Annotated in this window: 12 protein-coding genes; 7 read left to right on the top strand and 5 right to left on the bottom strand. The window is 38.0% G+C overall.

What is annotated here, in order from left to right:
* Complete coding sequence (locus tag AAY42_RS03215) at positions 1-1,002, top strand: glycosyltransferase family 2 protein (protein ID WP_055392560.1); 1,002 nt, start codon at positions 1-3, stop codon at positions 1,000-1,002.
* 97 nt (positions 1,003-1,099) lie between these two features.
* Positions 1,100-1,972, top strand: coding sequence for an OmpA family protein (locus AAY42_RS03210; RefSeq protein ID WP_055392559.1), 873 nt, complete (start codon positions 1,100-1,102; stop codon positions 1,970-1,972).
* Positions 1,973-2,026: 54 nt separating this feature from the next.
* On the opposite strand, the gene AAY42_RS03205 is transcribed toward AAY42_RS03210, so the two are convergent.
* Both AAY42_RS03205 and AAY42_RS03200 read right to left on the bottom strand, forming a co-directional pair.
* Positions 2,027-2,647, bottom strand: coding sequence for an L-threonylcarbamoyladenylate synthase (locus AAY42_RS03205; protein ID WP_055392558.1), 621 nt, complete (start codon positions 2,645-2,647; stop codon positions 2,027-2,029).
* Between the two features lie 109 nt (positions 2,648-2,756).
* Positions 2,757-5,087, bottom strand: a complete 2,331-nt coding sequence (locus AAY42_RS03200; RefSeq protein WP_055392557.1) for an ATP-dependent helicase — start codon at positions 5,085-5,087, stop codon at positions 2,757-2,759.
* A gap of 138 nt (positions 5,088-5,225) precedes the next feature.
* On the opposite strand from AAY42_RS03200, the gene AAY42_RS03195 reads away from it, so the two are divergent.
* The 4 genes from AAY42_RS03195 (at position 5,226) to AAY42_RS03180 (ending at position 8,787) form a co-directional block, all read left to right on the top strand.
* Positions 5,226-5,765, top strand: coding sequence for a DsrE family protein (locus AAY42_RS03195; protein ID WP_055392556.1), 540 nt, complete (start codon positions 5,226-5,228; stop codon positions 5,763-5,765).
* A 36-nt stretch (positions 5,766-5,801) separates the two neighbouring features.
* A complete protein-coding gene (locus AAY42_RS03190; protein ID WP_055392555.1) occupies positions 5,802-7,376 on the top strand; it encodes an FMN-binding glutamate synthase family protein in 1,575 nt (524 codons plus the stop codon).
* Between the two features lie 42 nt (positions 7,377-7,418).
* Positions 7,419-8,189, top strand: coding sequence for a hypothetical protein (locus AAY42_RS03185; RefSeq protein WP_055392554.1), 771 nt, complete (start codon positions 7,419-7,421; stop codon positions 8,187-8,189).
* A gap of 79 nt (positions 8,190-8,268) precedes the next feature.
* Positions 8,269-8,787 (top strand): DUF7935 family protein, encoded by a 519-nt coding sequence (locus AAY42_RS03180; RefSeq protein WP_055392553.1) that lies wholly within the window; start codon positions 8,269-8,271, stop codon positions 8,785-8,787.
* On the opposite strand, the gene AAY42_RS03175 is transcribed toward AAY42_RS03180, so the two are convergent.
* Both AAY42_RS03175 and AAY42_RS03170 read right to left on the bottom strand, forming a co-directional pair.
* Positions 8,788-9,705 (bottom strand): patatin-like phospholipase family protein, encoded by a 918-nt coding sequence (locus AAY42_RS03175; RefSeq protein ID WP_055392552.1) that lies wholly within the window; start codon positions 9,703-9,705, stop codon positions 8,788-8,790.
* Positions 9,702-11,792 (bottom strand): M1 family metallopeptidase, encoded by a 2,091-nt coding sequence (locus AAY42_RS03170; protein ID WP_245625581.1) that lies wholly within the window; start codon positions 11,790-11,792, stop codon positions 9,702-9,704. Before AAY42_RS03170 ends, AAY42_RS03175 begins: the two co-directional genes overlap by 4 nt.
* A gap of 43 nt (positions 11,793-11,835) precedes the next feature.
* Here AAY42_RS03170 and recG point away from each other — a divergent pair, with 43 nt between their 5' ends.
* Positions 11,836-13,941: an ATP-dependent DNA helicase RecG gene (gene recG / locus AAY42_RS03165; protein WP_055392551.1), complete on the top strand. Its 2,106-nt coding sequence runs from the start codon at positions 11,836-11,838 to the stop codon at positions 13,939-13,941.
* A gap of 52 nt (positions 13,942-13,993) precedes the next feature.
* On the opposite strand, the gene AAY42_RS03160 is transcribed toward recG, so the two are convergent.
* Positions 13,994-15,106, bottom strand: coding sequence for a DUF2911 domain-containing protein (locus tag AAY42_RS03160; RefSeq protein WP_055392550.1), 1,113 nt, complete (start codon positions 15,104-15,106; stop codon positions 13,994-13,996).
* Positions 15,107-15,247 lie beyond the last annotated feature (141 nt).

Here is a 15,247-nt window from a genome sequence, read left to right as displayed (position 1 = left end):
TTGAATGTCGCTGTTGTCATACTAAACTGGAATGGAAGAACATTGCTGGAAAGGTTTCTTCCCAGTGTTGTAGCGCACTCAAATGGCGCTAGCATCCACCTTATTGACAATGCGAGCACAGATGACTCTGTTGCATTTGTCAGAAAAAATTATTCAACCATAAATATTATCCAAAATGCATCGAACGGTGGCTTTGCCAAAGGCTATAATGATGGCTTAAAAAATATTGAGGCCGATATCTTCTGTCTTTTAAATTCTGATGTTGAGGTTACTCCAAATTGGTTAAAACCCATCACCACTCTTTTTAATACCATTCCAGAAGCTGCTATTGTTCAACCAAAAATACTGGACTTAAAGCGGAAAGAATATTTTGAGTATGCAGGTGCAGCTGGAGGGTTCATAGACAAGTTGGGGTATCCTTTTTGTCGTGGCAGAATATTTCAAGCCTTAGAAAAAGATGAAGGTCAATATGATGATGTAAAGGAAGTTTTCTGGGCCACAGGGGCATGCATGTTTATAAAAAGTGAAGTGTTCAAGGCTTTAAATGGGTTTGATGAAGATTATTTTGCACATCAAGAAGAAATTGATCTATGTTGGAGGGCCAAAAACTTGGGGCATCGTGTTTATTATGTTGGTAATAGCCACATTTTTCATCTTGGAGGTTCAACATTGGAAAACATGAATCCTAAAAAAACTTTCCTCAATTTTAGAAACTCTTTATATTCTATCACCAAGAATTTACCAAGAAAAAAGGCATTCCCAATTATTTTTTTCCGTTTGATATTGGATGGAATAGCAGCACTGCGTTTTATTTTTCAATTTAAATTCAGCCATTGTACCGCTATTTTAAGGGCTCATTTCAGTTTTTATGCTAATTTTAGAAAGATATATGGTAAAAGGGAGAAAGCTAATTTTATACTAAAGTATTACTCAACAACATCCATAGTTTGGTCTCACTTCGTACATCAAGTAAAGAATTTTAACATTTTAGTAAAAGATTAACGATGCCTAGATTAATGCGGCTTTAGTTTTTGTATAATTTTGGCTGACAAATTTAGCATCAACCTAATAACAATACTTTTAACTTATAATCAAAATCATGAAGAAAGTTTTCCTAGGATCATTGGCAATGGCAGTTTTGTTGTCATCATGTGTATCACAAAAAAAATATGCTGAGCTTGAAGCACAGCAGCAAGAAACCCAAGATTTATTAAACTCTGCAACTGTAAAGTTGAACGATTGCTTAGAGGAAAAAGCCTCGGCATCGTCCAAACTAAAGACTCTTGAAGATCAAAATGCATTTTTAAAAGCAAACAATCAGGAGCTTATCAACAATATGGGTAATCTAACAACCTTGACTACCAAGGGTGCTGAGAATCTTGAAAAATCTTTGGAAAGTCTAAAAGAAAAAGATTTAACCATCAGAAAATTACAGGATGCCGTTACCCGAAGAGATTCAGTGAATCTTGCCTTGGTACAGAGCCTTAAAGGAGTTTTGGGCAACTTGGATGATGAAGACATTGAAGTAAGTGTTGAAAAAGGTGTAGTCTTTGTTTCTATTTCTGACAAATTATTGTTTAGCAGCGGAAGCTACAATATCACCAGCGCAGCCAAAAGTGTTTTAGGCAAAGTGGCAAAAGTGGTCAATAACAAGCCAGACTTTGAATTCTTGGTAGAAGGCCATACAGATAATGTGCCTTACTCTAGTGGAGTGCTGGTAGATAACTGGGATTTGAGTGCCAAAAGAGCAACTGCAATCGTAAGAACATTGCAAAATGAGTTTAATGTTGCTCCTGAGCGTATGACAGCAGCAGGAAGAAGTTTTTATGTACCATTAGCATCTAATGATACGGCAGCTGAACGTGCTAAAAACAGAAGAACGCGTATTGTTGTTCTTCCTAAAATTGACCAGTTCTACAATATGATTGAGGAAGGAATGAAAGATCCTGCTATTGGAGGTTCTGGCAAATAAGCCATTTTCTTTCAATTAAAATATAGGAAGCGGCCTTAGGGCCGCTTTTTTTGTTTAAAAAATATCTAATTCACCCTTTCCTTCTCGTACTATCTCAGGAGGTTCAGATGACAAATCAACTACAGTCGAGGCAATATTCCCTCCATATCCGCCATCAATAACCACATCAACAAGATTTCGCCACTTTTCATAAATCAGCTCTGGGTCAGTAGTATACTCTAAAATATCATCCTCGTCCCTAATTGATGTGGAAACAATGGGATTTCCCAATTCGGTAACCAAGGCTTTAACTATTTCATTATCCGGAACTCTAATTCCAACTGTTTTCTTTTTTTTGAAATCCTTTGGAAGATTATTGTTCCCTGGTAGAATAAAAGTATAGGGGCCCGGTAATGACCTTTTAAGGATTTTGAACGTTGCCGAATCCAATTGCCTAACATAATCAGAAAGGTTGCTTAAATCCGCACATACAAAAGACCAATTGGCCTTTGCCAATTTTATTCCTTTTATGCGGGCAATACGCTCCAACGCTTTTGAATTTGAAATATCGCATCCCAGACCATACACCGTATCCGTTGGGTAAATAATCAACCCTCCTTTACGAAGTACGTTCCCCACTTTCTCTACTTGTTTTGGGTTAGGGTTCTCTTCAAATATTTTTATGAATTCAGCCATTTTAAGCAAAGTAACAAAGATTAAAAGTAATAGTTGTTAAAAAATAGAAGGTGAAATCAGATGTGTGTGGGAAAAGATTTTGAATTTGGAGAACTAAGGAGACCTACGACTAGCCTTGTAATACTTCAAGCTTGGCAAATCTGAGCAATAGCTTTTTAATATCTCCTTTTTCAAACTTAATTTCTGCCTTTTTATCGTTTCCTATCCCTTCAATCTTTAAAACGGTTCCGCGACCAAAGCGAGTGTGATTTACGAGGGAACCTTCAGATAAATTGGAATCGATGGTATTAGTGTTTTGTGCTGGTGAGGATAATTGGGGCTTTAACTTTCTAAGTTTTCGCAATTGATTCTCATTGGGCTTTTGAATGCTGGGAGGTGTTCCATTCTTAGGTTTTATTTGTCTCAACTTGCTCTTATCAACCTCTCCAAAAATATCAGCATCAATCAAAGATTTGTACCGGTACCCATCATTCACTGGAGTAAGGTTTTCAACATATTGTTCTTCAATTTCTTCCAAAAACCTACTTGGTTCGGCGTCAATAAGCTTTCCCCAACGGTATCTGTTTTGGGTGTACGTCAGAAATGCTTGTTTCTCAGCCCTTGTCAATGCAACATAAAAAAGTCTTCGTTCTTCCTCTAGCTCACTTCGTGTATTCATGCTCATGGCAGAAGGAAACAAATCCTCTTCCATTCCAACCACATAGACATAAGGGAATTCCAATCCTTTTGCCAAGTGAATGGTCATTAAGGCTACTCGGTCGTCATCACCTGTATCCTTGTCTAAGTCCGTAGCCAAAGCAACATCTTCTAAAAACTCAGATAAACCTCCAGTGGCGTCCGCCAGTTCTTTTTGTCCCTCAACAAAATCCTTTATACCATTCAAGAGCTCCTCAATATTCTCCATTCTGGCAATTCCCTCCGGAGTTCCATCTTTTTTAAACTCCAGCAGCAGACCGGTTTTTTTTGCGACATGCTCTGCAAGGGTAAAAGCATCTGAACCTTCATTCATAATTTGAAAGCTTTTGATCATGGTCACAAAATCTTCCAACTTCCGTTTGGTTCCCGTATTGATTTTTAAATCAAGTTTTTTCAAATGTTCTATTACCTCAAAAATGGAACGGCCGTAGTGGTTGGCGGCAACAATTAATTTGTCAATTGTGGTCTGTCCAATACCTCGAGCTGGAAAATTAATGACCCGTTTTAAAGCTTCTTCATCTTTTGGGTTGATAATCATTCGCAGATACGCCAGAACATCTTTGATTTCTTTACGTTGATAAAAGGAAAGTCCACCATAAATTCGATACGGGATATCACGTTTACGTAAAGCATCTTCTATCGCCCGGGACTGAGAATTGGTACGGTACAGAACAGCAAACTCACCATTCTGCATCTGTTGTTGCATTTTGTTTTCAAAAATGGAACTTGCCACATACCTACCCTCCTCTGCATCTGTTATGCTTCGGTGTATTTTTATCTTGTTCCCTTCATCGTTAGAGGTCCAAACCACTTTCTCCAATTGGTTTTTATTTTTGGCTATAATGGAATTGGCGGCATTCACAATGTTTTTTGTGGAACGGTAATTTTGTTCCAAACGGTACATACCCACATTATCATAATCCTTTTGAAAATTGAGGATATTATTAATGTTGGCTCCCCTGAAGGAATAGATGCTCTGGGCATCATCACCCACTACGCATATGTTTTGGTAACGGTCCGAGAGTGCCTTTACGATTAAATATTGCGAATGATTGGTATCTTGATACTCATCAACCAAAATATACCTAAACCTATCTTGGTACTTCATCAGCACCTCAGGAAAACGTGTTAAAAGCTCATTGGTACGCAGTAAAAGGTCATCAAAATCCATTGCGCCCGCCTTAAAACAACGATCTACATAGTTTTGATAGATTTCTCCAAGCCTTGGTCTTTTAGCCATGGCATCAGCTTCCACCAATTCTGGATTTTGGAAATATGCCTTGACCGTGATTAAACTGTTTTTATACGATGATATTCTGTTTTGAATCTGCTTGTACTTGTAGATATCCTTATCAAGTCCCATTTCTTTTATGATCGAAGCAATCAAACGTTGGGAATCCTGGGTGTCATAAATAGTGAAATTGCTAGGGAACCCTAATTTATCACCATCAAAGCGTAGCAATTTTGCAAATACGGAATGGAAAGTTCCCATCCACAAGTTTTTCGTTTCTGAACTTCCGGCAATAAGGGCTATCCGCTTTTTCATTTCGCGAGCGGCTTTATTGGTAAAGGTCAGAGCCAAGATATTAAAAGAATCTACCCCTTGCTCCATTAAATGTGCAATCCTATAGGTAAGCACACGTGTCTTTCCAGAGCCTGCACCGGCAATTACCATCAGAGGGCCATCCTTGTGCAACACCGGGTCGCGTTGCGCATCATTTAATTCATCCAAAAAACTACTCAAACAATAGGCTTTTATAAAAAGTAAAGGTGAAATTAGACAATAATGGTTTTATGCTAAAATCATCCTATGAATACTTACTAACAGAAAATTAGTTTTATCTCGAATTTGAATATATTTAGGAGCTTAATTCCAATATGCATGAATTATACCCACAACTTCCTTCTATTTTTTATTTTGATTTGCCTTAGCGGATATTCACAAGAGAAAACAGCTGGACCCATTATTGAAAATTACGGTAAAGTGTGGTCAATAGAGAACCCAGATTTTAAGACAGACATAGCTGCTGACTTTAAAGTGGTCTTTGATATTATGAACAGCCCCGAATCACACACGGAAATCAATAAAAGTATTGAGACCGCGGCGCGATTTCTGAATATGCACGCAAAGGGAGGTGTTCCCCACGCACAGCTTAAAGTTGCATTGGTGGTTCACAATAAAGCTTCTAAAGATATTATTGAAAATAAGGCATATGAGACCAGATACGGAGTTTCAAACCCAAACTATGACCTGGTCAAAGATTTGATGGAAGCTGGGGTCGAGGTTATTCTCTGTGGGCAATCTTCAAAATCCAGAAACTTTCCAAAGGAGGATTTGATTTCCGGCGTGCAAGTTTCCCTTTCAGCCATGACGGCACTTATTCAATTACAAAACCAAGACTATCGTCTTATCAAGTTTTAACAAAACACAATCATCTTATCATATTGAAAGTAATTTATGGAGCAATTTCTTGATTTTTTAGCGAATATTCCATGGTGGAGTTGGATTCTCATCGCACTTTTATTGGTTGTGGTGTGGGATGTGTTTCTTCAAAAGAAACACACCATTAACCACAATTTCCCTCTTGTTGGACACCTTAGATATTGGCTGGAAAGTATAGGGCCGGAAATGCGACAGTACTTTGTGGCAAACAATAGGGAGGAACTTCCTTTCAATAGGATTGAACGCGGTTGGATTTACGCTTCCGCTAAAAAAGAAAATAATTACGAAGGGTTTGGTACGGACAGAGACATATATGCACATCAACATATTTTCGTGAAAAATGCCATGATTGGGTATCAAATGCCCAGTGGTCATCCAAATATTGAAAATCCTTATTTTTTACCCTGTGCCAAAGTTATTGGAGCCTATAACAAACGTAAAAAACCATATCGCCCTGCCTCGGTAATCAATATTTCAGCAATGAGTTTTGGTTCGTTATCAGCAGCAGCTGTTGAAGCCATGAATACAGGGGTAAAAAAAAGTCAAGCATACCATAATACGGGAGAAGGAGGTTTATCTCCATACCACAAACAAGGAGGCGATGTAATTTTCCATTTTGGAACAGGTTATTTTGGCGTTCGGTCTAGAGAAGGCAATTTCTCCATGGAAAAAATGAAGATTCTGGTCGATGAGAATCCATGTATCAAAGCCATTGAAATAAAACTATCCCAAGGTGCAAAACCTGGAAAGGGAGGTGTTCTGCCTGGTGCCAAAATCAGTCCCGAAATTGCGAAAATACGCGGGGTCGCCGTTGGAAAAGACGTCCTCTCCCCTGCTACGCATAGAGCATTCAGCTCCATTCCTGAGCTTTTAGATTTAATAGAATCTATTGCAGACGAAACTGGGTTGCCCGTGGGAATCAAAGCGGCCATTGGGAAATTGGACCAATGGGAAGAATTGGCAGATTTAATGAAAAAATCTGGGAAAGGACCAGACTTTATTACCGTTGATGGTGGTGAAGGAGGAACTGGAGCAGCCCCACCAAGTTTTGCAGATCACGTTTCATTGCCTTGGGTCTATGGATTTGCATCAGTCTATAAAATTTTTAAAGAAAAAGATTTAGCAGACCGTATCGTTTTTATTGGAAGTGGGAAATTGGGTTTTCCAGCTAAGGCAGCCATGGCTTTTGCTATGGGGATTGATTGTATAAATGTGGCTAGGGAAGCTATGATGAGTATTGGCTGTATTCAAGCCCAAATATGCCACACCAATAGATGCCCCGCCGGTGTGGCCACACAAAGCAAATGGTTGCAAAATGGGATAAACGTTCCCTTGAAATCCGATAGGTTGTCACAATATTTTAAAACCTTTAGAAAAGAGTTTTTAGAGATTACCCATGCTGCAGGTTATGAACATCCTTGCCAGTTTACCATGAATGATATCCAGGTAAATGTAGATGATGACTATTTAAGTAGTGATTTGGAAACCGTTTATAAATACAAAAAAACAAAAGTCCCTTTTACATCGGTACAGGAATTTTATGATTGCAATTTTCTAGGTGGAAAAACCAATGTGGAAAAAACACCCTAATTTTGATATAATAATACATTTAAAACCAAATATTACTTACATATGAAAAAACTATTACCTACCCTAGGTTTTTTGATTTTAACCACTATAGGCTTTTCACAAAAAAAAAGTGAGCTCTTGGCCCAAATTGAGGACTTGAAAACTGAGAAAAGTGGTGTTGAACAGGAATTGGCCAAAGCCAAACGCGAAATTTCATCCAGCAAAGCCACCGCTGAAACGTTTGAAAGTGAAAATGCAAGTTTGCGCGATGCCAATGCCACGTTACTGCAAAATTTGAGCAGCTTCTCAGAACTTTCAAAAAAGAACAGTGAAAATGTGAATGCTACCTTGGCAGCCTTGAGCCGAAAGGAAAAACAACTTAGTGGAATTTCGGACATGATAGCTTCCAGTGACTCTACTTCCATTGTTTTGCTAACGCGAATAAAACAGACCATGGGTGAAAATGCAAATCCTAATATATCAGATGGCGCAGTAGTGCTCTCAAAGGGTTTGACCACCTTATTTGGGTCTGACACTGGGACTGAACTCACAGAAGAAGGCAAAAGTTGGCTTACTCAAATAGCAAAAGTGTTGTTAGCAAGCCCCAACCTTAAGGCAGAGGTGGAGGGTCTTAACATGACAGGTGAATTTGGAGTTACCTACGATCAAGCTGCAACCGTTACCAAAGAATTGGTAGTTACTTTGGGTATCCCTAGCAGCAGTGTGGGCATCTCTGCAAAGGATGGAAATTTTAAGGAAGGTATCGCCATAAGTTTTAGTCCAGATTATAAGGGGTTTTATACCAAGGCAAAGGAAAGTGTGAAAACCAACTAAATCATAGAAATTCATCTCCAATACTTTTTAATGTTTTAGTTCGTTTTAGTTTTTATAAAATCAAAAACCAAACTATATCATGACTGGAGATAACATCTTTCAACTTTTTGCTTACTTATTGCCCGCAGTAGTTACAGGCGCTGTTGCTTTTTATTTCTTTAGGTTACATACCAAAAATGAGGACGGACGCAGACGTTTCTTATTGCATAAAGATTCACAAAAAGACACCTTGCCTATTAGGCTCCAGGCATATGAAAGAATGGTCTTGTTCTTGGAACGTATCTCGATAAATAGTTTGGTAGTTCGCGTAGCTCCTAAAAGCAAGGACAAAACTGACTACGAAAACTTGCTGATAAAACAGGTAGAAACTGAATTTGACCATAACCTGTCCCAACAAATCTATATGTCTGAAGAATGTTGGAACATTATTAAAGCGGCAAAAAATGCTACTATCCAGATTATTCGTTCCGCGGGAATGAGCGAAACGGACTCACCTGATAAACTTAGAGAAGACATTTTAAACCAGACCATGGAAAAACAATCCCCTTCAGCAACTGCTCTGGCATTTGTAAAGAAAGAAGTAGGAGATTTATGGTAATCACCTATCTTGGTGATCTGGATCTATAGGACTCGTTTCCTCGTTCTTATTCTTTGCGTACAAATACCCTCTTTTCCACCATAAGGTCATTCGCTCCTTATTAAAAATTAGAGAATTTGTGGTTAAAACTGCCGGGGTATAGTAGAAATTTATAATTGCATCTTTTTGATTGGCCACCAGTTTGCCTATACGCACATTTTGGTTTTCTATGCGATCCAACACAAAACTGAAGATGGTTGTCATCAATTCAAACGGATTTCTGGAATGCATACGATTCAGATAGTTTACTTCGGTATGCAAAACGACCACATCCACTTCCGTAGCACCTCGTTTTAAGGCCTCCTCAATAGGAACCAAACTTCCCAATCCGCCATCAGCATATTCGCATCCATTTTTTTTTACAAGACTCATAAATGGGGCGTAATTGGATGAGATCCATATCCAATCGCAAAATTCATCATACGTACAATCATTTATCGATTTATACTCCACTTGATTTAGCGATAAATTGGATACCGTGACTACAACATCGGTCAAACCCTGTTTTAACTCATTGAACTCATTTTGAGTTATTGACTCACGAATTAGGTGCCTCAAGTTTTCACTTTCACCAAAGGTTTTTTTCCCTTTGATAAAATTCTTTACAACATTCCAATGGTTAATTGCAATTATGTCAATTCCATGTTTCTTTTTGACAACGAAAGGACAGCTATTAAAAATACTTTTTTGATTTACGGAAGAGTATATCCGCTTAATTTTATCCAACTTGTTCAATGCCAAATGGGATATCAGCAAACTTCCCGTGGAAGTCCCAACGAACAAATCGTATTTGTGATTGGCCTCTTGTATTAAAAACTGGGCAACTCCGCCTGCAAAGGCACCTTTGCTCCCACCTCCAGAAATAACCAATGCTCTCATTTACCCAATGCTTTATCTAAATATTGTTTTTCCTGTTGATTTAAAGAAGGATAAATATCTTTAATTCGGGCTACATTTTCTTCACCTTTTAAAAATTCTTTTAAAATTTTTCTGGAAGATTTTTTAAAATGCCAAACATGATGGCTACATGCTTCAATCAGGCTTTTAAGGGTTGAATCGTTAAATCCCCCTATACTTTTCAAATATTGAAATGCCAGAAGCCTCACCTCAAAATGATGTTCCAAACCCGTGTAACTGCTCAGTTCTTCAAAATATGTTGGCTTTAATCCAATATTATAATCTGGACTAACCAGTGCCAATGTCAGCCAAAGTAAGCGCACATTTTTATTGGGCATTCCAATAACCCCAGAGGTTTTGTTCAAGTATTTGTTCTGATTACTGGGAAAATCTGTCCATAACCTATAGAGAGCCGACTCTACTGTAGTATAACTCTTATCCACTAATAGCTTTTCATAGTCTGATTGAATTTCCAAAGGTATTTGCTGTAATGAAAATGCAACCGCCTGCCTTACTTTTATACTTTCATTTTTAAGTATTTGACTTAAAAAGTCTACTGAAAAAGCATTTCCGTAATCCAAAACCAGTTGTTTTTTTAAGTAATCAGATTCCAGTTTATTCCAATCATTTTTTAGAATGGCTTCCGCTGAAGTTAAATTTTCTCCAATACGATCTTTAAACTCAAAATATGTTTTGATAGAAGCATTCTTCCCAATTAAAAATTCCTTGACCGTTTCAAATGGAAACTCAGATTCTTGTAACCAAGTAGTATCAAAATCTGAAAGCTCCATTCCAGATGCTTTCTCCATTTCCCACATAAAATCTGATATGGTTACATTTTGATATGCGTATTTCGCCAAATAATTCTGTACCCCTTCACGAAAATTAACATCTCCTACCCGTTCTCTAAGCATTACCAATGCCCATGCCCCCTTTTCATAGAACGTAAGACTGCCAGCACTGGAACTCGTAAGGGCTTCTCCATTTCCATCACCAGAAAAATTAACTAGTGACTTGGCCGTTTCTAATAACCGCCAATAAAAATAGTCCTCTCCAAAAACCTCTCGCTCTGCCAAATAGGCATAATAGGTTGCAAAACCTTCATGCAACCAATGATGCTTCCCACTTTGTTCCGTCACTAGATTCCCAAACCATTGATGCGCCAGTTCATGTGCATTTACATTTACATAGTTTTTATCAGCAAAAGCTATGGAGTCTATCATATATGTATTGGAAAAGGTAGTAGCCCCAGTATTTTCCATTCCAGCGTATAAAAAATCCTGCACAGGAACTTGCTTATAGTTCTGCCAAGGATAGGGAACGCCAATTTCCTTTTCCAGAAAATCAAAAATTTTCTTGGTATATCTATAAGTTGGTTCAACTTTTAAACTGTCCTTCGGTTCATAATACAATTCAATCGGTATTCCAGAGAGGGAACTAATCTCTTTTTTTTGAAAGCTTCCAACTGCAAAACTCAACAAATAACTGCTCATGGGCTTTCTCATGTCAAAGCGCCACTCAAACTTATCATCCTTGATTTCATCTCTACTTATAAGTCTTCCATTCGAAATTACAGCCAAATGTCTTTCTGCTGTAATTTTTAAATCGAATTCAACCTTCTCATTCATGTCATCAAAGCTGGGCAGCCAATGGCTTGTGTATTTTCCCTGTCCCTGGGTCCATATTTGATTGTTTGACGGATCGTCATCATCCCATCCTAAAAAATATACTGTTTGTTTTGGTTTCGCTGTATAGGTCAAATCCAAAAAATGTGTATCTCCTTTTTTGAATTTCTTGTCTATGGAAATCACTTTTCCATCATTTGCGAATTTCACCTTTTTCAAGTCCAATAAAACTGATGAAAAATCCATATTCACCGCATCCAAAAAGATTGAGTCCACATCATTTAAAACCTGAAACCCATATCTAACGGTACCTTTAATCTGATTTTCCTTTGGAAATGGTTCAATATAAACTTCCGCATTTGTAAAATCTACTTTATCTTGAATTTGGGAGCATAAGATATGTCCAAACAGAAAAAAAAGAACAATGGGGTATAGCTTCATCATTTGTAAATAGCAAAAGTCAATCCAAATTACATATTTTAGTTTGATGAATCCCAATTTTCTACAAACTCCCATTCCATACCTTAAGGGTGTTGGTCCAAACAGGGCAGAAACCTTGGGTGCAGAATTGGGCATTCAAACCTACCGTGACTTACTTCATTTGTTTCCCAACAGATATCTGGACAAAACAAGTTATTATAAAATCAATCAACTAAAACCCAGTGGCGCAGATGTTCAAGTAGTTGGTAAAATAGTGCATATTAAAACCGTGGAACAAAAACGTGGAAAACGTTTGGTTGCCAGTTTTGTTGATGAAACAGGACAAATGGAATTGGTATGGTTCCGTGGGCACAAATGGATTCGGGAAAACCTTAAACTCAACGAACCTTATGTGGTATTTGGGAAAACTACCCGCTATGGAAGCATTTTTTCCATGCCGCATCCTGAAATGGAATTGCTGTCGGAACACCAAAAAGGTTTAAAAGTTGCCATGCAACCAATTTATCCTTCAACAGAAAAGTTAAGTGCCAAAGGCATTACCAATCGTGTCATTGGTAAAATGATGCAGCAATTGTTTTTGGAATCAAAAGGTCAATTTCCAGAATCGCTATCTTCCACTATTCTGGATGAATTAAAACTGATTCCAAAGAGTGAGGCACTGTTTAATATCCATTTTCCCAAAAACCAAGAGCTATTGGCAAAAGCCCAATTTAGATTAAAATTTGAAGAGCTTTTCTATGTTCAATTACAGCTTATTTCAAAAAAGCTAATCCGTAAACAAAAAATAAAAGGGCTTCCATTTGAAAACGTAGGTGAAAAATTCAATGTTTTCTTCAAAAATCATCTTCCGTTTGAATTGACCAATGCCCAAAAGAAGGTAATCAAGGAAATTAGAAACGATATGGGCAGTAATGCCCAAATGAATAGATTGCTACAGGGTGATGTAGGCTCAGGAAAGACAATTGTGGCCCTAATGTGCATGATTTTGGCTATAGACAATGGTTTTCAAACCTGTTTGATGGCGCCCACAGAAATTTTGGCTAACCAACATTATACCGGGCTAAAGGAATTACTGGGTGAAATGGAAATAACTATTTCTTTATTGACCGGCTCTACAAAAAAGTCTGCTCGTACACATATTCATGAGCAATTGGAAAATGGGGAATTGCATATTTTGGTTGGTACTCATGCTGTTTTGGAAGATAAGGTGCAATTCAATAACCTTGGTTTGGCAATCATAGATGAGCAACATAGGTTTGGAGTGGCACAGCGCTCAAAATTATGGCATAAAAACGAGGTGCCTCCCCATATTTTGGTCATGACAGCTACTCCAATTCCACGAACCTTGGCTATGAGTTTGTATGGGGATTTGGACATTTCGGTAATTGATGAACTCCCTCCCGGACGTAAACCTATTAAAACAGTACATCGATTTGATAGCAATAGATTAAAAGTCTTTCAATTCATAAAAGATGAAATAAAAAAAGGAAGACAAATCTATATGGTCTATCCATTAATAAAAGAATCTGAAGCACTGGATTACAAGGATTTAATGGATGGATATGAAAGTATTTCTAGAGATTTTCCACTACCCGATTATCAAATTTCCATTGTTCATGGAAAAATGAAACCCAAGGACAAGGATTATGAAATGGAACGCTTTGTAAAAGGCGAAACTCAAATTATGGTGGCAACTACCGTAATTGAAGTTGGGGTCAATGTTCCAAATGCTTCTGTAATGATCATTGAAAGCGCTGAACGATTTGGACTTTCGCAATTGCATCAGTTGCGCGGTCGTGTGGGTAGAGGTGCGGAACAGAGTTTTTGTATTCTAATGACAAGTCATAAATTGTCTGAAGATGCCAAAACACGTTTGCTGACCATGGTCCGGACCAATGATGGTTTTGATATTGCTGAAGTAGATTTAAAATTACGTGGCCCAGGGGATTTAATGGGTACGCAACAAAGCGGACTGCTAAACTTAAAAATTGCTGACATTGTAAAGGATAATCAAATCCTAAAAACAGCTAGGTATTATGCAATACAGTTATTGAAAGAAGATCCAAAAATGGAAAAGGAAGAAAATAAATCCATTCGTATAGCATACACAAAAATGATGAAACAATCATCAATCTGGAATTATATAAGCTAAAATGCTCGACCAAGGCCGAGCATTTCTTGCTGGAATCTTCAAAAAATATGGTTTAGTTGATTGATTCTCCTTTTTCAGCCTTGGCAATATTTGCCGCTACCCTATCCCTGTTAGCTTGTGCTGGAGCGTTTTCAAGAGCTATTTTTAAATGCTTCAATGTTGATTTGTTATCTCCTATTGCTGAATACCCTCTCGCCAATCCATAGTGAACTGGCCATGTATCTTTGTTATTCTTTACGTTCCATTTGAAAATCTCCAATGCTTCTGCAGTTTTTCCTTGACCTATAAGTTGTCTACCATATCCATGTACTTGAAAAACCGTACCCAATGGTAAAGCTTCCTTCATCAATGCCTCAGCTTCTACGGTTTTCCCTTTCTTGGCCATAATCTGTGACTTAATCCGAAGATTATTGAAAGTTTTCTGACTAAAAAACTGACCTGCGATTGCGGCATCTACCCAACCTAAAGCTTCATCCAAATCCCCATCATTATTGAGGGCGAAATTGGCAGCTTGCTCCCAACTTGGTCGATTAAATCCAGGATTGGTCTGCAATTGTTGCCGAACTTCAGCCAAAACATTTGCCGTAACATCCGTTTCTATCTTAAATGGAATTTGTTTTTTCTCCCAACTTAGTGCCACAACAGCAGACTTGGCATCAACCTCATTAAAATTAAATGTAAGCTGCTCTACATGCGAAACTTCCATGGTTTCAACATCTACGCGCAAAGCATCCTCGCTTGGCTCATAAAAATAACTTCCCCATGCCCCATGGTTTTTAGAAAAAATTATTGTTGCGGAATTATCTTCATTGACAATCATATGCAAACCGTACTTGCCTGCCGGTAGGGTTTTTCCCCCAATGGTTAGGTCATGTGTCGTCTTAAAAATGGTATTCTCATTAGCACCAGCTCTCCATGGAGATTCTTTGGCTGTTCCAAATCCCAGATTGTTCATTCCATAGGGAACAAGTGCGCCCCATATTTCCCGATCATTGACACTAGGTCGGGAATAAATAATGGTTACATCAGTATTTCCTATTCGTTGCCCAATTTTTGCCATCTGGCTGCCACGTGGTAAAAAGTCAAGTTGGGCTGAAGTAATGTTGGTAATACAAAAAATTGCGATTAAAATCATGGTCGAAATGACCGAGTAGTTTGTCTTCATGAGTTAATTGTTTTTGATTTGTTGATGTTCAGTTTAGGTTTTTGATTGATGAATAAACTGCTTAGGTGTGCCTCTAAAGTAGAACGCTCAGAGTTTCCACAACGTTACAGCAATGTTAAAATAAAACGAAACTTGTTAAAA

Origin of the sequence: Flagellimonas eckloniae, assembly GCF_001413955.1 — a bacterium.
GTDB classification, from domain to species: Bacteria; Bacteroidota; Bacteroidia; order Flavobacteriales; family Flavobacteriaceae; genus Flagellimonas; species Flagellimonas eckloniae.
This window is presented reverse-complemented; position numbering and strand designations above follow the sequence as displayed.